Raw genomic sequence first — 19,228 nt, forward strand, 5'->3', positions numbered from 1 at the left:
TGATCGGCCTAGAGCTCGGATATGGAAACCCCAACCAATGCAGGCGATTGGCGCCTGGCGCTACGCCGCGACGCCTCCGACAGCGCACGCTGGCAGGCGCTGCAGGAGGCCAGCGCGGCGCTGCGCAGCGCCAGTACGCCCGAACAGGCTTGCGATGCAGTGCTGGGCCGCGTGCTGTTGCTGCTGGGGCTGGAAGATGGCGCGGTGCTGGCGCAGCGCGGGCCACGCGCGCAGGTGTTTGCCAGCAGGGGCCGCGCCCTGCCGCCCGGCGCCAGCGCCCCCGGTGACAGCCATGAGGCCACCTGGCTGATGCCGCCCCGCCCGGCCGAAATGCGTGATGCGAGGCTGCCGATCCAGCTGCTCGGCACCACCCTGGGCATGGTGTGCGTGGCCTGGAACGACGGCCGCCTGGCGCCGGGCAGCGACGACCTGCAGGCATTGCAGGCCTTTGCGCTGCTGTTGCCGGCGATGGTCGCCGAGCCAGCCAAGCCGGTCGCCACGCGGCGGCGCAAAGCGGTGCAGGACGACCGCCTGAGTGCACTGAGCAAGCGCGAAAAACAGGTGCTCTCGCTGCTGCCGCGCGGGCTCACCAACGCGACGCTGGCAGCTGAACTGGGGATTTCTCCCGGCACGGTCAAAGTGCACGTCGAGCGAATCCTGCAGAAACTTGAGGTAAAAGATCGCACCCAGGCCGCGGTGTACGCGGTCCACGCAGGACTTGCGCAATGAATGCTCTGGCGGTGCGATGGAACGATTGGCCGATCACCCGCAAGAGCCTGGCGGTGGTCACCCTGCCGCTGCTGCTGCTGGCCGTGGCCTTGATGGCGATCTACAGCGTGGAGCGGCAGAACATCGCCGCCGAAAACGATGTGCGGCAAACCTTGGAAGTGCTCAGCGATCTGTACGAAGCGCACGCGCTGCTGGCCGAAACCGCCGCCGGTGTGCGCGGGTATCGGCTGGTGCGCCGCGATGAATTCCTCACCCCGTACCGCGACGCGGAGCCGCGCCTGCAACGCGTGGCCGAGCGGCTGTCGCAACGCATCACCGACCCGGTGCAGGCGCAGCGTTTCGCGCGCATCAAGCCGTTGTTCGCCGAAAAGATGCAGGGCTGGCGCCGTCTGCTCGCACCGGATCTGAGCCGCGAGGAAGAGATCCGCCAATTGTGGGATGGCAAGTACAAGCTCGACATCCTGCGCGCTGAATTACGCGAACTGCGCAATTACGAAACCGCGCAACTGCAGGTGCGCACCGCCAAGGCGCAGGGGCTGCGCCAGCGCAATCTCATCATCACCCTGAGCGCTGCGATGCTCGGCGGCCTGGGCGCGGTGTTCGCGGTGGCGTGGTTCGCCTCGGCCTTGTCCGGGCGCCTGCGCACGCTGGCGGCCAATGCCGACCGGCTCGGCGAAGGGCTGCCGCTGGCCGCACAGCCGCGTGCCGGCGATGAACTCGGGCAGGTCGGCCAACGCCTGGCACAGGCCAGCGAACTGCTGGCCGCACGCGCCAACGAAGCACAACTGGCCCGCCGCGAGGCCGAGACCGCCAACCGCGCGAAGACCGAATTCCTCTCGCGCAGCAGCCATGAACTGCGCACCCCGCTCAACGCGATCCTGGGCTATGCGCAGGTGCTGGAGATGGATTTGCCCGAGCCGGGCCACCGCCGCCACCTGCAGCACATCCTGGGCGCCGGCCGGCACCTGCTCGGCCTGATCACCGAGCTGCTGGACATCGCCCGCATCGAAGCCGATCAACTGGATCTCAGCCCCGAACCAATCGCGGTGCGCGCCGCCGTGCACGAGGCGCTGGGCCTGATCGCGCCGGACGCCGACAAGCACGGCATCAGCCTGCAGCCGCCGACCATCGATGGCCCCTGGACGGTGCGCGCGGACGCCCAGCGCCTGCGCCAGGTGCTGCTCAACCTGTTGTCGAATGCGGTCAAGTTCAATCGCACCGGCGGCCAGGTACAGGTGAGCGCGCAGCCGGATGGCGATCAGGTACGCATCGTGGTTGCCGACCAGGGCGCCGGGCTCACGGCGGCGCAGATCGAACGGCTATTCACCCCGTTCGAGCGGCTGGGCGCGGAACGCTCGGCCGTGGAAGGCACCGGACTGGGGCTGGCGCTGAGCAAGCGCCTGATCGAGGCCATGGGCGGGCAGATCGGCGTGGACAGCAGCCGTGACGGCGCGCGTTTCTGGATTTCCCTGCCGCGAGGCGAGCCGCAGAGCGCCGAACCTGCACGCACACTGCTGCCGCCCAGCAACGCCGGCAGCGGTGTCTGCCGCCTGCTGAGCATCGAAGACAACCCCTCCAACCAGGCGCTGATCCGCACGCTCACCGAGCGGCGGCCGCAGTGGCAGCTGCTGGAAGCGGCCAGCCTGGCGCAGGCGCGTGCGCTGCTGCAACACGGGGTGCCGGACCTGATCCTGCTCGACCTGCACCTGAGCGATGGCAGTGGCGAAGAACTGCTGCGCGACCTGCAGGCGCAGCCGGCCACTGCCGCGGTGCCGGTGGTGGTGATCAGCGCCGACGCGACCTCTGCCACGCTGGCGCGCGTGGGCAACCAGGGCGTGCGCGCCTATCTGACCAAACCACTCGATGTGGCGGAATTCTTCACCGTGATCGACAGGCTACTGGCATGACACGCGACGACATCCTCGCCTCCCGCATCCTCATCGTCGACGACGAGCCGGCCAATGTGCGGCTGCTCGAAGACCTGCTGCAACGCGAAGGCTTCCAGCAGGTGATCGCCACCACCGACCCGCAACGGGTCATGGGCCTGGTGTCGGCATTCGCGCCGGACCTGATCCTGCTGGATCTGAAGATGCCGGAACTGGACGGCTATGCGTTGCTGGAGCAGCTGGCGCGCCTGTCCGACCCGGGGCAGTTCCTGCCGGTGATCGTGCTCACCGCCGACCCCAGCCGCAGCGCCCGCCATCGCGCGCTCGGGTTGGGCGCCAAGGACTTCCTGACCAAGCCGCTGGACACCTTCGAGGTGGCGTTGCGGGTCTGGAACGTGGCCGAAACCACGGTGTTGTTCAAACGCCTGCGGGCACTGGCCTCGCCCGATGCCGCGCCGCCGGGCTGGCGTCAGCCGGAGTAATCGTGCCGCCGATCTGCGCGCGCGACCGTCGTCGGAGCGCACCTGGGCGCGACCGGCGTTGCCTGGGAAACCTCATCGCGCCCGGGTGCACGTCTACGCGCAGCACAGGACAAACGCATGGGCCGCGCACCGCTACAGCGCGCGCGTGACCTCGCCGCACAGGCCGATCTCGGCCAGCACCGCCTGCGCCTGGCTCAGATGCATGTCCGCCACGCAGACCTGCAACACGCCGAAGGCCGGCAGTTCGCCTGCACCGCCCAGCAGTGATTCGCCGAACACGAAGGCAGTGATGCCGGCATCTTCCAGCGCGTGCTTGGCCAGATGGGCGTCGATGATGTGGCTGGCTCGATAGGCGATCTGCATGCTCAGCCGCGCCCCAGCCGTTCGCGTTCGGCATCCAGCTTCCACTCGCGCAGTGCCGGCAGGCTGTCGAGCGCCGCCAGATAGTCGCCGGCGGCTTCGAACAGCGGCACACCGTAGCTGGCAAAGCGCAGTGCCACCGGCGCGAACATCGCATCGACGATGCCGAAGTCGCCGCACAGGAACGCACCACCCTGCCCGTGTTCGGCACGCAGGCTGGCCCATAGCGCCTGGATGCGCGCGATGTCGCGCTCGGCGGCGGCATCCCAGTGGGCGGGCCCGGGCACACGCGCCAGATCCATCGGCAGCTGGCTGCGCAGCGCGGCAAAGCCACCGTGCATTTCGGCGGCGGCGGCGCGGGCCTGCGCGCGCACTGCCGGGTCGGCTGGCCAGCCGCGGCCATCGAGCCAGCGCTCGTTGACGTATTCGCAGATCGCCAGCGAATCCCACACATGCAGCGTGCCATCCCACAGCACCGGCACCAGCCGGGTCGGCGAATAGCCGGCGATACGGGCCTGGAATTCGGGCGTGTTCAACGGCAAGGCGACTTCTTCGAACGGCACCTGGAAATGCCGTAGCAACAGCCACGGCCGCAACGACCAGGAGGACAGGGTCTTGTCGCCGATCACCAGTCGGGGCAGTGACATTGCGCAGCTCGCTCGAAGGAGTGCGCGCAGCGTACGCGTCGGGCGCGATGCCGGCCAGCGGCCGATGGCAGGCCCCATGAACCGGTTGCGCGCCGGCCCTGGCCGCCACAGGTTCCAGTGCGCTCTGGCACTGCCCCGCACTTGCCACCAGGCCGCCACGTGCGCCGCGCCTACCCCTAAACCGGTGCCACCGCCTAAACTTGCGGTTTATCCGATACCGATGCCCCGCATGTCCGAGATTCCAGCCACCGACGCCACCGCCCCGGCGGAGAAGAAAGACTTCATCCGCCAGATCGTTCGCGAGGACCTGGCCAGCGGCAAGCACACGGCCATCCGCACCCGCTTCCCGCCCGAGCCCAACGGCTACTTGCATATCGGCCATGCCAAGGCGATCTGCCTGGACTTCGGCCTGGCGGCCGAGTTTGGCGGGCTGTGCAACCTGCGCCTGGACGATACCAACCCGGCCAAGGAAGACCCCGAGTTCGTGGTCGCCATCCAGGACGACGTGCGCTGGCTGGGCTTTGAGTGGGCGCAGCTGCGGCACGCCTCCGATTACTTCGAGGTGTACTACCTGGCGGCGGAAAAGCTGATCCGCGACGGCCATGCGTTCGTCTGCGACCTCTCGGCCGAGCAGGTGCGCGAATACCGCGGCACGCTGACCGAGCCGGGCCGCAACTCGCCGTTCCGCGAGCGCAGCGTCGACGAAAACCTGGACCTGTTCCGGCGCATGCGGGCCGGCGAATTCCCCGATGGCGCGCGCACACTGCGCGCCAAGATCGACATGGCCAGCGGCAACATCAACCTGCGCGACCCGGCGCTGTACCGCATCAAGCACGTCGAACACCAGAACACCGGCAACGCCTGGCCGATCTACCCGATGTACGACTTCGCGCATTCGCTGGGCGATGCGGTGGAAGGCATCACCCATTCGCTGTGCACGCTGGAATTCGAAGATCACCGCCCGTTGTACGACTGGTGCGTGGACAAGGTGGACCTGAGCGGCCATCCCGAGCTGCTGGCGCCGCTGCTGGGCAAGGGCTACCCGAAGGAAGCCGCCAAGCCGCGCCAGATCGAGTTCTCGCGCCTGAACATCAACTACACGGTGATGAGCAAGCGCAAGCTCACCGCGCTGGTGGAAGAACGGTTGGTGGACGGCTGGGACGACCCGCGCATGTACACGCTGCAGGGCCTGCGCCGGCGCGGCTATACGCCGGCAGCGATGCGCCTGTTTGTGGACCGCGTGGGAATCAGCAAGCAGAACTCGGTGATCGATTTCTCGGTGCTGGAAGGCTGCCTGCGCGAAGACCTGGACGCGGCCGCCGCGCGGCGCATGGCGGTGATCGACCCGCTCAAGCTGGTGCTGACCAACCTGCCCGAGGGCCACACCGAGACGCTGCAGTTTTCCAATCACCCCAAGGACGAAAGTTTCGGCACGCGTGAGGTGCCGTTTGCGCGCGAGCTGTGGATCGAGCGCGAGGATTTTGCCGAAGTGCCGCCCAAGGGCTGGAAGCGGCTGGTGCCGGGCGGCGAGATCCGTCTGCGCGGCGCGGGCATTGCGCGCGTGGATGAAGTGATCAAGGACGCCGCCGGCGAGATCGTGGAGCTGCGCGGCTGGCTGGATCCGGAATCGCGCCCGGGCATGATCGGTTCCAACCGCAAGGTCAAGGGCACCATCCATTGGGTCAGCGCCGTCCATGCGGTGGAGGCGGAAATCCGCCTGTACGACCGTCTGTTCTCGGTGGAAAAGCCCGACGACGAATCCGAAGGCAAAACCTACCGCGACTACCTCAATCCCGAGTCCAAGCGCAGCGTGCGCGGCTACGTGGAGCCGTCGGCGGCGCAGGCCGCGCCCGAGCAGGCGTTCCAGTTCGAGCGCACCGGCTATTTCGTGGCCGACCGCCGCGACCACAGTGCCGCCACGCCGGTCTTCAACCGCAGCGTGACCCTGCGCGACACCTGGGCCAAGTGAGGCTCCGCCGCGCCGCTGCTCGCAACGGCGCGGCCCTGCTGCAATGACCGATGGCGCCCTGCACCTGCGCCGGTACGGGCGTGACGGGTATCGCCACCGCCACGCCCATGTGCAGGTAGTACTGCCGATTCGCGGCACGTTGGAGATCGAGGTCGGTGGACGCGGCGGACGCGTCGATCACCGGCAGGCGGTGGTCATCGCACCGCACACCGCTCACGATCAGGCCGCGCACGACGACAACCGTTTTCTGATCCTGGAATGCAGCGTCGCTGACGTGGGCGCCCATCGCGTGGAGCAGCTGCAACAGCGGCCATTTGTGGCCACCACGCCGCGCCTGCTGGCCATTGCCAACTTCATCGACCAGCACTGCCGCACGCGCGATGCCGTACCTGCCCTGCTGCGTGGCCATTGTCTGCCGCCGCTGCTGCACGCCTTGCGCGCCGACCCAGCACCACTGCAGCGCCTGCAGCAGCTGTGCGACACGATCACCGCAACACACGCCGAGCCCTGGCCGGTGCAGCGCATGGCCGCGTACCTGGGCGTGGGCGCAGGCTGCGTACACGCGCTGTTTCGCGACACCTTCGAACAAACGCCGCAGCAATGGCTGGGCGCGCTGCGCCTGCAGCGCGTCTGCCTGCAGCTTGCGCATACCGATGTGCCGATCGCGCAGCTGGCACTGGCGCATGGCTGGTCGGACCAAACCGCACTGACGCGTGCGATGCGCCGCACCCTGAGCATGACGCCGGCGGCGTATCGACGCCAGCCCCATGCCGGCACGCGCTGAGCCGCATGCCGTGGGCGCTGTGATCCCCGCACACAGCGGCGGCCAGACTGAACGCCGCACAAGAGTCCGGGTCAAGCCGCCCCTGCACACACGCGGCATGCTGTGCGCCTGGAAGGAGGCGTGCGATGCGTGAGCGGCTGATGGCAGGCGTGGCCAGTGGCATGGGCGCCGGCGCGTTGTGGGGGTTGGTGTTTTTGGCACCACAGTTGCTGGCGGCGTTTTCGCCGTTGCAACTGGCGTTGTCGCGCTACCTGGCCTATGGCGCAGTGGCCGCGTTGGTGCTAGCGCCGCGCGCGCGGCGCACCGCCGCCCGGCTGGGCCGCGCCGAATGGTGGGCGCTGGTGCGCCTGAGCCTGCTGGGCAACCTGATCTACTACGTGCTGCTCGGCAGTGCCGTGCAATGGGCCGGTGGCGCGGCCACCGCGCTGATCATCGGCCTGCTGCCGGTGGTGGTCACGGTGATCGGCACGCGCGCCGCCGGTGCGGTGGGATTACGGCGCCTGGCCGCGCCGTGCGTGCTGTGCGTGGCAGGCGTGGCGCTGGTGGCGGTGGACACCTTGCAGCGCAACGGCGGCGCGCAGGCGTCGGATCTGGGCACCCGCGTGGCCGGGCTGTTGTGCGCGGTGGGCGCACTGATCAGCTGGTCGGTGTATTCCATCGGCAATGCCCGCTGGCTGCGACGCCGCGCCGACCTGTCCAGCCAGGACTGGTCGCTGCTGACCGGCGTGGTCACCGGAGCACTGGCGCTGCTATTGGCCCCGCTCACATTGCTCGACACCACCGTGCATGCGCCGCTTGACTGGGCCCGCTTCTGGGCCATTGCACTGGTGCTGGCGGTGCTCGCCTCGGTGATCGGCAATGGCCTGTGGAACCGCGCCAGCCGGCTGCTGCCGCTGACCCTGGTCGGCCAGATGATCGTGTTCGAAACGGTGTTCGCGCTGCTGTACGGCTTTGCCTGGGAAGCGCGCCTGCCCACCGGGCTGGAGCTGGCCGCCATCGCCTGCCTGCTGGTGGGCGTGCTGTGGTGCGCAGCGCTGCATGGCGAAACGAACTGACTCACCGCCGGCACCACACCAGGTGCCTACCCTGCGGCATTGACCCCACGCAATGCCCATGCATATTTCCCCATCCCTACGCTGCGCGTTGGCTTGCCTGATGCTTGGCCTGGGCGCCTGCACAACCCAGCCCGCTGGCCCACAGGCGAGCACGCCGCCCAGCGGCCCCTGCGATGTGGTCGCAGTGCCGCCAAACTACGACATCCCGCCAGCGCGGCTGGACGAAACCATGCAGCAGCTGGCCCACGCCACCCGCTGCGCGATTCAGTTTTCCCCGCCCACCGACCGCTCCTTCGATGCAGTGCCGGTCAATGCGGTGCACGGCCAGGTGAGCATCCGACAGGCAGTGCGCCAGGCCATCGCCGGCACCGGGATCGTGGTCCAGCAAGAAACCGCCGATTCGATCACGCTGAGCCGCTGACCGGCCACAGCGGCGTGCGGCGTGGGCAGGAGGGCTACCATGGCAGTCCTCCGCCCCTTGCAGGACGCCCGCATGCCCCGCCCCCATTCCTGGCTCCTGAGCACCGTGCTGCTGATCGCACAGGCCTTGCTGATTGGCTGTGTTGCTCCCCCGCCCACTGAAGCGGCCACACCGCCCGCATCGGCCTCACCCATCAAGCGCATCCAGGTCAACACCACCTGCCGCACCGATGCCGATTGCACGGTGAAAGACGTGGGCAACTGTTGCGGCGCGTTTCCCGCATGCGTCAAGGTCAACAGCGCCACCGACCCCAAGGGCGTGCTGGCGCAATGTCAGGCCAGCGGCACGATGAGTGTGTGCGGCTTCCGCGAGATCAGTGCCTGCCAGTGCGTTTCCGGCCAATGTGCCGCAAGCGATGCACAGACCGATACACTGCGCCGCCCTGATTCCTCTCCTGCACCGGTCCAGTGATGCTCTACGCGCAAGTTCACCTCACCCTGCCCGCCTGGATCCACGACCATGTGGATGCCAGCCGCGCCTATCCTGGCGACGCCGAGAAAGTGGCGCTGGCGATCGATCTGTCGCGGATGAACGTGGAAGCACGCAGCGGCGGCCCGTTTGGGGCGGTGGTGTTCGGGCCCGACGACCGCATCATCGCCGCGGCGGTGAACCGCGTGGTGCCACAGAACACTTCGCTGGCACATGCGGAAAACATGGCCTACATGCTGGCCCAGCAGCGCCTGCAGACGCCACGGTTGAACGATGTCCTGTCGCCGGTGACCCTGGCCACCTCTGCGCAGCCGTGCTGCCAGTGCTACGGCGCCACCGTGTGGGCCGGCATCGACCGCCTGCTGATCGGCGCGCGCGCCGAAGACGTGATGGCCTTGACCGAATTCGACGAAGGCCCGCTGCCGGCCGACTGGGTGGGCGAGCTGACCCGTCGCGGCATCGAGGTGGTGCGCGATGTGCAGCGCGAACAGGCCTGCGCGGTGTTGCGCAGCTATGGCGAGGGTGGCGGTGATCATTATTGACCTCCCACGGCAGGCACTGCGATGAGCGGGCTGCTGTGCTATTGCCGGCAGGGCTTCGAGCCGGAACTGGCCGCCGAACTCAGCGCCCGCGCAGCGTTTGTCGGCATTGCCGGCTATGCGCGCACGCAGCGTAACGATGGCTATGTGTTGTTTGTCTGCGACGAGGCCGCGCAGATGGCCGCCAGGCTGCAGTGGCGCGAGCTGATCTTCGCGCGCCAGAAACTGGTGGTGCTCGCCGAACTCAAGGGCCTCGATCCCAAGGACCGCATCACCCCGATCCTGGCGGCGCTGGACGGCCAACCGCGCTTTGGCGATCTGTGGGTGGAGCATCCGGATTCGGACGCCGGCAAACCACTGGCCGGCCTGGCCCGCAGCTTCGGGAATGCGTTGCGGCCTGCATTGCGCAAGGCCGGCCTGCTGACCGACAAACCACAAGCGCGACTGCCACGCCTGCACATCTGTTTTCTGGATGGCGACCACGCACTGCTGGCAGTGGCCGACAGCAGCGACAGCGCGCCCTGGCCGCTCGGCATTCCGCGCCTGAAATTGCTGCCGGAGGCGCCATCGCGCTCGGCACTCAAGCTCGACGAAGCACTGCTCACGCTGCTGACCCCGGAAGAACGCGAACAGCTGGTCAAACCCGGCATGCGCGCCGCCGATCTGGGCGCCGCACCGGGCGGCTGGACCTGGGTGCTCACCCGCCAGCACGTGCACGTGACCAGTGTCGACAACGGCCCGCTACGCGAGCATGTGCTGGCCACCGGTCTGGTCGAACATCTGCGTGCCGATGGCTTTCACTGGAAGCCCGCGCAACCGCTGGACTGGATGGTCTGCGACATGGTCGAGCAGCCACGCCGCGTGGCCGAACGCATGGCCACCTGGGTGCGCGAAGGCTGGTGCCGCCACACCATCTTCAATCTCAAGTTGCCGATGAAAAAACGCTGGGACGAGACCCGGCTGTGCCTGGACCTGTTCGAGCAGCAAGCCGAGAAATCACTGACCGTGCGAGCCAAGCAGCTGTATCACGACCGTGAGGAAATCACGGTACTGGCGATGCGGGGCTAGGCGCTGGGAATTGGGAATCGGGATTGGGGAATCGTAAGAGCGGGGAGTGGTGGTGTCATTGCTACTCGCTGGCGGGCACTCGCTGACCAAGCATGACGTTTCACTCGCGCGCAGTTGATATTTTTCGGCGGGCGGTCGCGCTTTCGGTCACCGCAGGTAGTGCTGCTGCAGGCTTGTTCTCAGCGCATGCATCACGGCAGGCTGGTTTGCGCCAGCCTGCTCGCTTGATTTCAGCGGCCGCTCCGTCGATAAAAAGAGCGGGCTGCGGTTACAGCACGATGCGCTTGCTGCCCTCGCGCGCGGAGCGGTAGATCGCATCCACGATGCGGATGTCGCGCAGACCTTCTTCGCCCGGTGCACGTAGCGGCGTGCCGTTGAGGATGGCCAAGGCATCTTCATCCATCTGCAGTGCCTGCTGGTGCGGCACCTTGGCGTCGAACACGCGCCCATCGCTGGCCTTGCCGGTAACGCCCTGGTAGGCCTGAAACGGCGACAACTCATACCAGCCACGTTCGCACTCGGCACGCAGCACATTCATGTTGGCACCGAAGCTGGTCTTGCATGCGGCACGCACGGAATTGGGAAATTCCAGCGTAAAATCCATATGTTCGTCGACTTCGTCGAACAGCTCCGGGCGATCGGTCCAGCGCTTGGCGGTCACGGCCACCGGCTCGGCACCCACCGTATAGCGCGCGGCATTGAGCGGATACACGCCCATGTCGTACATCGCGCCGCCACCGAATTGCGAACGCAGGCGCCACGGCCGGTCCGCCGTGGTCGCATCGTGATAGCCGTTGTAGCCGGCTTCGGCACGCACGCGCTGCATGGCTCCAAACGGCTTCTCGCTGGCCATCGCAATCAGGCGCCGTGTGTTGGGCTCGTGCTGCATGCGATAGCCGATGGTCAACGCCACCTTGTTGCGTTTGCATGCAGCGATCATCGCCTCACACTCGCCTGCGTTCATTGCCATCGGTTTTTCGCACCACACGTGCTTGCCGGCCGCGGCCGCGCGCAATGTCAGCGGCGCATGCAGATGGGTGGGCGTGACGATGTAGACCACGTCGATGTCGCCGTTATCGGCGATCTGGTCGAAATTCTCGTAGTTGTAGACGTTGCGATCGGGAATCTTGTACTTGGATTGCCACTGCGGAATCTTCGAGGCCGTACCGGTCACGATGCCGGCGAGCCTGCAGTGCTTGGTCAAGGCCAGGCCCGGTGCGAGCTGTTCGCTGGCATAACTGCCCAGCCCGGCAAGCGCGACATTGAGCGGTTTTCCTGGCGCTTTTTTCGGCAATGCCCAGGCAGGTGCACCGAGCAGGATGCCTGCACCGCCGAGGGCGGCAAGCAAGCGGCGACGCGTTACGGATTCCACAGACATGCAAACCTCCCTCGCAAGACTAGGCCAATACTGCTCGCGCACCTTACTTGATCGGCGGCGATCACCGCCATGGTTGCAACGCACGTTCTGGCACACTGCGGCGCACCCTCTCGGAGCCTGTCGCATGATCGCTGCCGCCTGTGTTCGCTTGTTGCCGTTTGCGCTTGTCTTGTCCAGTTCGCTCGCCATCGCGGCCGATGCGCCCTTCGTTGCACGCGACCTGATCGGCGATGGGGCCTTCACGAGCAATGCAGAGGGCCCGGCCGCCGGGCCGGACGGTGCGATCTACGCGGTGAATCTCGGCAAGGACGGCACCATCGGCCACATCACGCTGCACGCCGATGGCAGTGCCAAGGCCGAGGTCTTCCTGACCTTGCCCGAAGGCAGCCGCGGCAATGGCATCCGTTTCCGCGATGGCGCGATGTTCGTGGCCGACACGCTTGGCCGCAAGATCCTGCGCGTGGATCTGCGCACGCGCGCAGTGAGCACGTTCGCCGCGCTGCCCGCCTCCAACGGCCCCAACGATCTTGCGCTCGCCCCCGATGGCAGCTTCTATACCAGCGATCCCAACTGGACCGACAACAGCGGCCGCCTGTGGCAGGTCAGCCGCGATGGCGCCGTGCAACTGCTCGAAGACGGCATGACCACGCCCAATGGCCTGGATGTGAGCCCGGATGGCAAGCACCTGTACGTCAACGAGAGCATGGCGCGCAAGGTGTGGGTCTACGACCGCGTGGACGGCGGCCTGCGCAACAAGCGCGTATTGATCGAATTCCCCGATTTCGGCCTGGACGGCATGCGCTGCGATGCCGACGGCAATCTCTACATCGGCCGCTACGACGCCGGCCAGATCGCGGTGGTGTCGCCGCAGGGCAAGCTGCTGCGCACCATCGCGCTCAAGGGCCGCAAGGCCAGCAACGTGGCGTTTGGCGGCACCGACGGCAAGCAGGTGTTCGTCACGCTGCAGGACCGCGGCGCAGTTGAAACGTTCAGGTCCGACCGCCCCGGCCGCGAAACCGGACGCTGAAACTGCTGCGCACGTCGCAGCGGTTCTCAGGGCGCGCAACGGCGTCCTGGCATGCTGCATGTCACCTGTGGAGGACTCCTCATGCAACCGATCGAACTGAAGGACGCGGCCGCCTTTGGCAGCGAATTCCTGCGCCTGACCTTGCTGCAAGGCTTCCAGTCGCTCACCAAACGCGATCTGGAATTGTTGATCTTCGTGTTGCTGGAGCGCGACGGTGCGATCTCCCGCAATAGCTCCAATGCCGCGGTCGCACTGCAGCTGCGGGTGACCTCGGCCAAGGTGAAGGCCCTACGTCGCGATGGCTACGCACGCTGGCGCGCGTTGGTGCCCGAAGAAGGCGACGCGGCAATGCAGCGCATCGTGGCCAACGTACTCACCGAAGATAATCTGCGCTCGGGCGCAAAACATGTCAGCGAACGCAGCCGCAAGGAAGGGTTTCTGGCCGTGCGTATCGAACACCCCGATGATGCACAGCAGTTCGAGCAGGCCATTCTGGATGTCGGCGCGCTGCCGGTGTACGAGCGCAATCGTGAAGTGGTGGCGGTGCGCTTCGACACGCTGTTGAAGATCGCCGAACGCTGGGGCTATCTGCAGCCGGACCCGCAGGCCACCGTGCGCGAACTGCAAAAGCTCACGCCTACCGCCGAAGAAGTGTCCGACCTGCTGAAAAAAGACATCACGCAGGTGCGCTGGGAAGATGTGCGGCGCGCGCTCAACAGCCTGGGAGCCAAGGCCGTGGCCAGCACCGCCGAAGGCGGCTTGAAAGGCTTGCTGAAGATCGTGTTCCCCTTCATCCCTGGCTGAGCGTACGCACGGCGTTGCAGGTCCGCACGATCCTGCAACGTCGATGCGTTGATCAGCGGTTCTTCGCTGCGACAACCAGTCACCACCGCATGGCTGCACACGCTCAACACGCATGCGGATGCCGCGTCCACCACGGAAATACAGCGCGCCTCACAACCGGCCACGCCAGGAATGGCTCGCAGCCGCCCGCCATCGGCGCTAGGCTTGCGGGCTGTTCCACATCAGGGGGGTCTGATGACCAAGCTCCGCACCGTTACCTGTTTTTTGCTGCTACTCGCCAGCGGCACTGCCTGGAGCCAGCAGGCGCCCACGCCCGCCAGCAGCATGCCGTTGATCGATGTGCCCAGCGCCATCCGTACCCAGCCGCTGGCCAGCGGCGAAGTGACCCACCAGGCGCAGCTGGAGCGCCCGCGCGGCGAATCCAGCGTGATCGTGCGCTCCATCCAGCCCACCAGCGTGGTGGGCAGTTACCGCATCGATTTCCAGGCGATGGACACCGATGGCGACGGCCGCATCAGCCGCGCCGAGGCGCAGGCCAACCCGGCACTGGCCGATGAATTCGACGCCCTCGATACGCGCCACAGCGGCGCCCTCAGCCGCGAACAGCTGGCCGGCTGGCTGATCCAGTAACTGCCCGCGCTCCTTGCGCAGCGGGCCGTGCGCGCCGCCGCACGGCCACGCGCACAGTTATTCATGCAGCGGCCGTCTTTGCCTATTGCAGGGTCCGCTTGGGTCGGCTAGATTGTATTTAATGGATACAATCTGGACGCCCCGATGACCGCTCGCCTGGCCCTTGCTGCCGACCTTGGCTATCAACTGCAACTGGCTGCCCTGGCTTCCGGGCATGCCGCGCGGCAGGAACTGGCCGAGCTGCACCTCACCCCGGCGCGAGTCACCGCACTGATCCACATCCGCGACCAACCCGGTTGCGATCAGACCGAACTTGGTCAACGCCTGCTGGTCAATCGCGCCACCGGCATGAAGATCGCAAACGCGCTCGCCGAGCAGGGCCTGATCGAACGCCTGGCCGGCCGTGATCGGCGCAGCAAGGGGCTCTATCTCACGCAGATGGGCGAACAGACGCTTGTGACCGCGCAGGGTTGCCTGGCGCGCGCCACCGAACGCACCTGCAGCGATCTGCAGGCTGGCGAACGCCAGACCCTGTTGCGCCTGCTGTGCAAATTGAACGCCAGCACTGTCCTGCAACCGGCAGACGCCGAAGACGCGCTGGCCGAATCACTCTGATCCGCTACATCCCTCACTGCTAGGAGAGGCCGCTTGAACGAGCATGACGTGGTATCGGTGCATGTGGAAAACCGCATTGCGTGGGTAAAGTTTGCGCGGCCGGACAAGCGCAACGCGATGAGCCCGGCGCTCAATCGCCGCATGCTGGACGTGCTGGACGAGCTGGAATTCGACGACAACGTCGGCGTGCTGGTGCTCGGCGGCGAAGGCACCGCGTGGTCGGCCGGCATGGACCTGAAGGAATACTTTCGCGAGACCGAAGCACAAGGCCTGCGCGGGGTGCGCCGTTCGCAGCGCGAATCCTATGGCTGGTTCCGCCGGCTGCGCTGGTATCAAAAACCCACCATCGCCATGGTCAACGGGTGGTGTTTCGGCGGCGGCTTTGGCCCGTTGTTCGCCTGCGACCTGGCCATCGCCGCCGACGAGGCGCAATTCGGCCTGTCGGAAATCAACTGGGGCATCCTGCCCGGCGGCGGCGTCACCAAGGTGGCGGTGGAATTGCTCTCCATGCGCGATGCAATGTGGATGACGCTCACCGGCGAATTGGTCGACGGCAAGAAGGCGGCCGAGTGGCGCCTGGTCAACGAAAGCGTGCCGCTGGAACGGCTGGAAACACGCACGCGCGAAGTGGCCGAGTTGCTGCTCAAGAAAAACCCGGTGGCACTGAAATATGCCAAGGACGCCGTGCGTCGCGTCGGCACCATGACCTACGACGAGGCCGAAGACTATCTGGTGCGCATGCAGGAAGCGGCCAACTCGTTCGACAACAACGCGCGCAAGGAAGGCATCCGTCAGTTCATCGACGAAAAGCGCTACAAGCCCGGTCTGGGCGCGTACGAGCCGGACGCCGGCACCAACTGAGCAACGCCTTCGGCGCGTGAGCGGCCCGTGCAACGCACGTGCCGCCCACCGCTGCCGCCAGTGGTTTTCTGCACCGAGGAGGGAGTATGGAAGCCTTAGCCGCGACCCTGCGTGGCATCGCCGCGCGTGGACCGTTGGGACTGTTCATCGATGGTCAGTGGCGCGCCAGCACCGGCAGTCAGACGCTGGATGTCATCGCGCCGCACACCGAAGAACGCCTGCTGCGCTACACCGAACCATCGCATGCCGACACCGAGGCCGCGGTTGCCGCGGCGCGCAGAGCCTTCGACAGGGGCCCCTGGCCGCAGCTGCCGCCGCCAGAACGCGGCGCCGCGCTCAAGCGCATTGCCGAGCATTTGCGGGCGCGCATGCCGGAACTGGCAGATGCATGGACCGCGCAGGTCGGCGCCACCATCGGCTTCAGTCGGCGCGCCTCCAAGCAGGCGCCGGATCTGTTCGACTATTACGGCGACCTGATCACCACCCACCCGTTCGTCGAGCCACGCACGCGCTCCAGCGGCGGACGCGTGCACGTGGTGCAGGAACCGGTCGGCGTGGTCGTCGCCATCACGCCGTGGAATGCGCCGTTGGTGCTGCTCTGCTACAAGGTCGCCGCCGCGCTGGCGGCCGGCTGCACCGTGGTTGCCAAGCCGTCTCCGGAAACGCCGATCGACGCCTATATTCTGGCCGAATGCATCAGCGCCGCCGGGCTGCCGGATGGCGTGTTCAATTTGCTCCCGGCTGGGCGCGAGGTGGGTGAACAGCTGATCCGGCACCCCTCCGTGGACAAGGTGAGCTTCACCGGCTCCACCCAGGCAGGGCGATCGATCGGTGTGGCCTGCGCCGAGCGCCTGGCGCGCGTCGGGCTGGAGCTGGGCGGCAAGTCGGCGGCGATCGTGCTGGAGGATGCCGACATCGAGAAAGTGCTGCCCAGCCTGGTGCCCTACTCGATGCCGATCACCGGCCAGGTGTGTTTCGCGCTCACCCGCGTACTGGTCCCCGCGCATCGGCGCGAGGCCATCCTGCACGCGTATTGCTCGGCGCTGGCCACGCTCAAACTCGGCGACCCGTTTGCCGCCGACACGGGCATGGGCCCGCTGGCACTCGGCCGCCAGTTGGAACGTGTGCAAGGCTACATCGCCCAGGGCAGCGCCGAAGGCGCAAAGCTGGTCATGGGCGGCGAGCGGCCAGAGCACTTGCCACGCGTTTTTTTTCTTGAGCCGACCGTGTTTGCAGGTGTGACGCCGGAGATGACCATTGCCCGCGAAGAAATCTTCGGCCCCGTCGTGAGTTTTATCGACTATCACAACGAAGAAGATCTGATCGCCAAAGTCAACGACAGCGATTACGGCCTGCATGGCACCGTCTATAGCGACGATCCCGAACGCGCCTACGCGATTGCGCGACGCGTGCGGAGCGGCAGCCATTCGATCAACGGCATGTGCGTGGATATCGAGATGCCGTTCGGTGGTGTCAAACACTCCGGCATCGGCCGCGAAGGTGGCATCGAAGGCCTGCACGGGTTTCTCGAAACCAAAACGATCTATCTCGGCTAACACCGTTTAACGCAGTCAAAAGCGTGCAACACCGATCACGTTGCCAACATGCGCAACGCGCTGCGTCATGCGTCGCGTTGCGCTCGCTGCTGCAGCTTGCTTGCCAATGCTGTGGTGAACGCGCACTGCATACAGATGCATGTACTTGAACCTTCTTGCCACCTCCGTCGCACTACACGCCCGTCACTCCCTCATCCGTACCGGAAGACAGCGCCTTGACCATGCCGACCGACTCGATCTCGTTCCATGCCCGCCTGACACCGCAGCGGCTTGCTGCCCGCGACCTGCTGCTGCAACAGGAATGGACCTACGCCGAACTGGACGACCTGATCGGTCGCCTGGCTGCCGTGCTGCAGACACGCGGCTGTGTCGACGGCGAACGGCTTGCGGTGCTGGCGCGCAATTCGGTCTGCCAGGTTGCGCTGCATTTTGCCTGTGCGCGGGTTGGTGCCATCTACGTACCGCTCAACTGGCGGCTGAGTGGCACTGAGCTGGATGCCTTGTTGCAGCGTGCAGAGCCTCGCTTGCTGCTGGGCGACGATGTCGCTGCCGGACGCGCGCAGGTGGAAGACTTCGCCCGCTTCATCGACAACGCCAAGCAGCTTGCACCTGCCGAAACACCCTACATTCCGCCCGATCGGGTCAGCCTGATCCTGTTCACCTCCGGCACGTCCGGCCAGCCCAAGGGCGTGATGTTGAGCGAACAGAACCTGCAACAGGTCGCGCACAACTTCGGCGTCACCACACGGGTGGAAGCGCACAGCAGTTTTCTGTGCGAGGCGCCGATGTTTCATATCATCGGCCTGGCTACCAACGTGCGCCCGGTGCTGGCAATGGGCGGCTCGATCCAGGTCTCCAATGGCTTCGAGCCCAAACGCACGCTGGGCTGGCTGGGCAACCCGGCATTGGGCATCACCCATTACGTCGGCGTGCCACAGATGATGCAGGCCTTCCGCAGCCAGCCAGGCTTCGATCCTGCAGCGCTCCGTCATCTCACCGCGTTGGTCAGCGGCGGCGCGCCGCACGCCAGCGAGGACCTGCTGGGCTGGCTGGAGGATGGCATCCCGATGGTCTGCGGCTTCGGCATGAGCGAAGCCGGCACCGTGTTCGGCATGTCGGTGGATTGCGAGGTGATCCGCAGCAAGCTCGGTGCAGCGGGAATCTCATCACCCACCGTGCAGACGCGGGTCGTGGATAACGAGGGCAACGACTGTGAGGTGGGCATGCCGGGCGAACTGCTGTTGCGCGGGCCCAACCTCAGCCCCGGCTATTGGCGCGACCCGCAGGCCACTGCCGAGATGCGCGATGGCGCGGGCTGGTTCCGCACCGGCGACATCGTCCGACGCGATGCCGATGGGTTTTTCTGGGTAGTCGACCGCAAGAAAGACATGTTCATTTCCGGGGGTGAAAATGTGTATCCCGCAGAGATCGAAGCCGTGCTGGCCGACCATCCAGAAATCCGCGAGTGCGCCGTGGTCGGCATGGCCGACGCGCAATGGGGCGAAGTGGGCTATCTGGCGATCGTGCCAGCCACTGAAACCCCGGACCTGGAGCGGATTCGCAGCTATCTGAGCGAACGCCTGGCCAAGTACAAGGTACCCAAGCACCTGCGCGTGGTCGCGGCGCTGCCACGCACTGCCACGGGCAAACTGCAAAAAGCGCGCTTGAAGGATGCACTGGCGAACGAGGCCTGATGCAGGCCAGCGGGCCATCGAACAGGCGGGCGCGCGTATTGCGGCCCGCTTCGTTCTTGTCATTCCGCACTACCCACGCATGCACGGTACGCGACGCAACAAGACGCATAGATCCAAAGAGAAGACGCAGCTGCGCTCAACCGGCGCAGCGAGCCGCACGCCGGCTCACCACTGTGCAACACCACTTCCGGACAGCACTGCAGCAGATACACGGACACGGACACGACCGCGACG

20 protein-coding genes are annotated in these 19,228 nt (G+C 66.4%); 17 read left to right on the forward strand and 3 right to left on the reverse strand.

Annotated elements, in window-relative coordinates; all coding sequences use genetic code 11:
- Positions 1–21 precede the first annotated feature (21 nt).
- From ACCQ09_RS17290 to ACCQ09_RS17300, 3 genes are read left to right on the forward strand one after another with little or no spacing between them, the layout of a single operon-like run.
- Positions 22–729 carry a helix-turn-helix transcriptional regulator gene (locus tag ACCQ09_RS17290; protein ID WP_115000458.1) on the forward strand — a complete coding sequence of 236 codons (708 nt, stop codon included), beginning with the start codon at positions 22–24 and terminating at the stop codon, positions 727–729.
- Positions 726–2,636, forward strand: a complete 1,911-nt coding sequence (locus ACCQ09_RS17295; protein ID WP_228427863.1) for an ATP-binding protein — start codon at positions 726–728, stop codon at positions 2,634–2,636. Before ACCQ09_RS17290 ends, ACCQ09_RS17295 begins: the two co-directional genes overlap by 4 nt.
- Entirely contained in the window at positions 2,633–3,097 is a 465-nt protein-coding gene (locus tag ACCQ09_RS17300; protein WP_103699477.1) for a response regulator, read from the forward strand. Before ACCQ09_RS17295 ends, ACCQ09_RS17300 begins: the two co-directional genes overlap by 4 nt.
- Before the next feature lie 132 nt (positions 3,098–3,229).
- Here ACCQ09_RS17300 and ACCQ09_RS17305 read toward each other — a convergent pair whose 3' ends face one another.
- Positions 3,230–3,460, reverse strand: coding sequence for a putative signal transducing protein (locus ACCQ09_RS17305; protein ID WP_012439155.1), 231 nt, complete (start codon positions 3,458–3,460; stop codon positions 3,230–3,232).
- Positions 3,461–3,462: 2 nt separating this feature from the next.
- Entirely contained in the window at positions 3,463–4,104 is a 642-nt protein-coding gene (locus ACCQ09_RS17310; RefSeq protein ID WP_014506764.1) for a glutathione S-transferase family protein, read from the reverse strand.
- 229 nt (positions 4,105–4,333) lie between these two features.
- On the opposite strand from ACCQ09_RS17310, the gene ACCQ09_RS17315 reads away from it, so the two are divergent.
- From ACCQ09_RS17315 to rlmM, 7 genes are all read left to right on the forward strand, one after another.
- The gene (locus tag ACCQ09_RS17315; protein ID WP_040941728.1) at positions 4,334–6,073 is read left to right on the forward strand and encodes a glutamine--tRNA ligase/YqeY domain fusion protein; all 1,740 of its coding nucleotides are present in this window, start codon (positions 4,334–4,336) and stop codon (positions 6,071–6,073) included.
- Positions 6,074–6,116: 43 nt separating this feature from the next.
- Positions 6,117–6,857: a helix-turn-helix transcriptional regulator gene (locus ACCQ09_RS17320; protein ID WP_040941729.1), complete on the forward strand. Its 741-nt coding sequence runs from the start codon at positions 6,117–6,119 to the stop codon at positions 6,855–6,857.
- A 125-nt stretch (positions 6,858–6,982) separates the two neighbouring features.
- Positions 6,983–7,912 (forward strand): DMT family transporter, encoded by a 930-nt coding sequence (locus tag ACCQ09_RS17325; protein WP_040941730.1) that lies wholly within the window; start codon positions 6,983–6,985, stop codon positions 7,910–7,912.
- Positions 7,913–7,970: 58 nt separating this feature from the next.
- Positions 7,971–8,333, forward strand: coding sequence for an STN domain-containing protein (locus ACCQ09_RS17330; protein ID WP_029217139.1), 363 nt, complete (start codon positions 7,971–7,973; stop codon positions 8,331–8,333).
- 72 nt (positions 8,334–8,405) lie between these two features.
- Positions 8,406–8,804 (forward strand): hypothetical protein, encoded by a 399-nt coding sequence (locus ACCQ09_RS17335; RefSeq protein WP_040941732.1) that lies wholly within the window; start codon positions 8,406–8,408, stop codon positions 8,802–8,804.
- On the forward strand, positions 8,804–9,364 hold the full coding sequence (locus ACCQ09_RS17340) for a nucleoside deaminase (protein WP_011036053.1): 561 nt from the start codon (positions 8,804–8,806) through the stop codon (positions 9,362–9,364). The genes ACCQ09_RS17335 and ACCQ09_RS17340 overlap by 1 nt, the downstream gene beginning before the upstream one ends.
- A gap of 21 nt (positions 9,365–9,385) precedes the next feature.
- The gene (rlmM, locus tag ACCQ09_RS17345; RefSeq protein WP_040941733.1) at positions 9,386–10,429 is read left to right on the forward strand and encodes a 23S rRNA (cytidine(2498)-2'-O)-methyltransferase RlmM; all 1,044 of its coding nucleotides are present in this window, start codon (positions 9,386–9,388) and stop codon (positions 10,427–10,429) included.
- Between the two features lie 268 nt (positions 10,430–10,697).
- Here rlmM and ACCQ09_RS17350 read toward each other — a convergent pair whose 3' ends face one another.
- Positions 10,698–11,807 (reverse strand): Gfo/Idh/MocA family protein, encoded by a 1,110-nt coding sequence (locus ACCQ09_RS17350; RefSeq protein ID WP_040941734.1) that lies wholly within the window; start codon positions 11,805–11,807, stop codon positions 10,698–10,700.
- A gap of 124 nt (positions 11,808–11,931) precedes the next feature.
- Here ACCQ09_RS17350 and ACCQ09_RS17355 point away from each other — a divergent pair, with 124 nt between their 5' ends.
- The 7 genes from ACCQ09_RS17355 (at position 11,932) to ACCQ09_RS17385 (ending at position 18,994) form a co-directional block, all read left to right on the forward strand.
- A complete protein-coding gene (locus tag ACCQ09_RS17355; RefSeq protein WP_019237929.1) occupies positions 11,932–12,834 on the forward strand; it encodes an SMP-30/gluconolactonase/LRE family protein in 903 nt (300 codons plus the stop codon).
- Positions 12,835–12,915: 81 nt separating this feature from the next.
- Positions 12,916–13,638 carry a hypothetical protein gene (locus ACCQ09_RS17360; protein ID WP_040941735.1) on the forward strand — a complete coding sequence of 241 codons (723 nt, stop codon included), beginning with the start codon at positions 12,916–12,918 and terminating at the stop codon, positions 13,636–13,638.
- A gap of 234 nt (positions 13,639–13,872) precedes the next feature.
- On the forward strand, positions 13,873–14,268 hold the full coding sequence (locus tag ACCQ09_RS17365; RefSeq protein ID WP_040941736.1) for an EF-hand domain-containing protein: 396 nt from the start codon (positions 13,873–13,875) through the stop codon (positions 14,266–14,268).
- 144 nt (positions 14,269–14,412) lie between these two features.
- Positions 14,413–14,883, forward strand: a complete 471-nt coding sequence (locus ACCQ09_RS17370) for a MarR family winged helix-turn-helix transcriptional regulator (protein ID WP_040941737.1) — start codon at positions 14,413–14,415, stop codon at positions 14,881–14,883.
- Positions 14,884–14,916: 33 nt separating this feature from the next.
- Complete coding sequence (locus ACCQ09_RS17375) at positions 14,917–15,744, forward strand: p-hydroxycinnamoyl CoA hydratase/lyase (RefSeq protein WP_014506751.1); 828 nt, start codon at positions 14,917–14,919, stop codon at positions 15,742–15,744.
- A gap of 86 nt (positions 15,745–15,830) precedes the next feature.
- Positions 15,831–17,300, forward strand: coding sequence for an aldehyde dehydrogenase (locus tag ACCQ09_RS17380; protein ID WP_228427862.1), 1,470 nt, complete (start codon positions 15,831–15,833; stop codon positions 17,298–17,300).
- Between the two features lie 215 nt (positions 17,301–17,515).
- Complete coding sequence (locus tag ACCQ09_RS17385; RefSeq protein ID WP_228427861.1) at positions 17,516–18,994, forward strand: AMP-binding protein; 1,479 nt, start codon at positions 17,516–17,518, stop codon at positions 18,992–18,994.
- The last annotated feature ends 234 nt before the right edge of the window (positions 18,995–19,228 follow it).

The sequence above is a fragment of the Xanthomonas sp. NCPPB 2586 genome, from assembly GCF_041475775.2.
GTDB classification, from domain to species: domain Bacteria; phylum Pseudomonadota; class Gammaproteobacteria; order Xanthomonadales; family Xanthomonadaceae; genus Xanthomonas; species Xanthomonas campestris.

Coding starts and splice junctions, on each gene's coding strand:
- ACCQ09_RS17290 (WP_115000458.1), top strand. CDS start 22: ATGGAAACCCCAACCAATGCAGGCGATTGGCGCCTGGCGCTACGCCGC.
- ACCQ09_RS17365 (WP_040941736.1), top strand. CDS start 13,873: ATGACCAAGCTCCGCACCGTTACCTGTTTTTTGCTGCTACTCGCCAGC.
- ACCQ09_RS17330 (WP_029217139.1), top strand. CDS start 7,971: ATGCATATTTCCCCATCCCTACGCTGCGCGTTGGCTTGCCTGATGCTT.
- ACCQ09_RS17355 (WP_019237929.1), top strand. CDS start 11,932: ATGATCGCTGCCGCCTGTGTTCGCTTGTTGCCGTTTGCGCTTGTCTTG.
- ACCQ09_RS17325 (WP_040941730.1), top strand. CDS start 6,983: ATGCGTGAGCGGCTGATGGCAGGCGTGGCCAGTGGCATGGGCGCCGGC.
- ACCQ09_RS17335 (WP_040941732.1), top strand. CDS start 8,406: ATGCCCCGCCCCCATTCCTGGCTCCTGAGCACCGTGCTGCTGATCGCA.
- ACCQ09_RS17305 (WP_012439155.1), bottom strand. CDS start 3,460: ATGCAGATCGCCTATCGAGCCAGCCACATCATCGACGCCCATCTGGCC.
- ACCQ09_RS17300 (WP_103699477.1), top strand. CDS start 2,633: ATGACACGCGACGACATCCTCGCCTCCCGCATCCTCATCGTCGACGAC.
- ACCQ09_RS17315 (WP_040941728.1), top strand. CDS start 4,334: ATGTCCGAGATTCCAGCCACCGACGCCACCGCCCCGGCGGAGAAGAAA.
- ACCQ09_RS17295 (WP_228427863.1), top strand. CDS start 726: ATGAATGCTCTGGCGGTGCGATGGAACGATTGGCCGATCACCCGCAAG.
- ACCQ09_RS17370 (WP_040941737.1), top strand. CDS start 14,413: ATGACCGCTCGCCTGGCCCTTGCTGCCGACCTTGGCTATCAACTGCAA.
- ACCQ09_RS17350 (WP_040941734.1), bottom strand. CDS start 11,807: ATGTCTGTGGAATCCGTAACGCGTCGCCGCTTGCTTGCCGCCCTCGGC.
- ACCQ09_RS17310 (WP_014506764.1), bottom strand. CDS start 4,104: ATGTCACTGCCCCGACTGGTGATCGGCGACAAGACCCTGTCCTCCTGG.
- ACCQ09_RS17320 (WP_040941729.1), top strand. CDS start 6,117: ATGACCGATGGCGCCCTGCACCTGCGCCGGTACGGGCGTGACGGGTAT.
- ACCQ09_RS17360 (WP_040941735.1), top strand. CDS start 12,916: ATGCAACCGATCGAACTGAAGGACGCGGCCGCCTTTGGCAGCGAATTC.
- ACCQ09_RS17340 (WP_011036053.1), top strand. CDS start 8,804: ATGCTCTACGCGCAAGTTCACCTCACCCTGCCCGCCTGGATCCACGAC.
- ACCQ09_RS17380 (WP_228427862.1), top strand. CDS start 15,831: ATGGAAGCCTTAGCCGCGACCCTGCGTGGCATCGCCGCGCGTGGACCG.
- rlmM (WP_040941733.1), top strand. CDS start 9,386: ATGAGCGGGCTGCTGTGCTATTGCCGGCAGGGCTTCGAGCCGGAACTG.